This is a genomic window from Arthrobacter sp. B2a2-09 (genome assembly GCF_027587375.1).
GTDB lineage: Bacteria > Actinomycetota > Actinomycetes > Actinomycetales > Micrococcaceae > Arthrobacter.
This window is the reverse complement of sequence record NZ_JAMXIC010000105.1, coordinates 1-401: the sequence shown is the minus strand read 5'-3', so window position 1 is coordinate 401 and position 401 is coordinate 1. Positions and strand designations below refer to the sequence as shown.

The 401-nt window shown below is 65.8% G+C and carries 1 protein-coding gene; it reads left to right on the top strand.

The genetic code is table 11. From position 1 onward, the window contains the following. Window positions 1–87 precede the first annotated feature (87 nt). The coding region (locus NFJ07_RS25735) for a sugar phosphate isomerase/epimerase family protein (protein ID WP_442865407.1) at window positions 88–401 on the top strand (314 nt) is incomplete at its 3' end.

The following is a 401-nucleotide window of genomic DNA, read 5'->3' as shown; positions in this document are numbered from 1 at the left end:
CGCGGCAAGGTCATCACCTCCCGCTGGCCCGAACCCACCCACGCCTCCGGCGCCTCCTACAACTTCCCCTCCAACTAGGAGCCCGCAATGACAGAGAACAAACTCATCATCGGCACAGCCCCGGACTCCTGGGGAGTATGGTTCGCGGATGACCCCAAGCAGACCCCCTGGGAGCGTTTCCTGGATGAGGTGGCCGAGTCCGGCTACAAGTGGATCGAACTTGGCCCCTACGGCTACTTGCCGAACGACCCCGCCCGCCTCGCCGAGGAACTCAAGCAGCGCGACCTCAAGGTCACGGCGGGAACGGTCTTCACGGCCTTCCACCGCGGTGCCGCACAGTACGAGGAAGCCTGGGAGCCCGCACGGAAGGTGGCTGAGCTGACGGCTGCCATGGGCGGCGA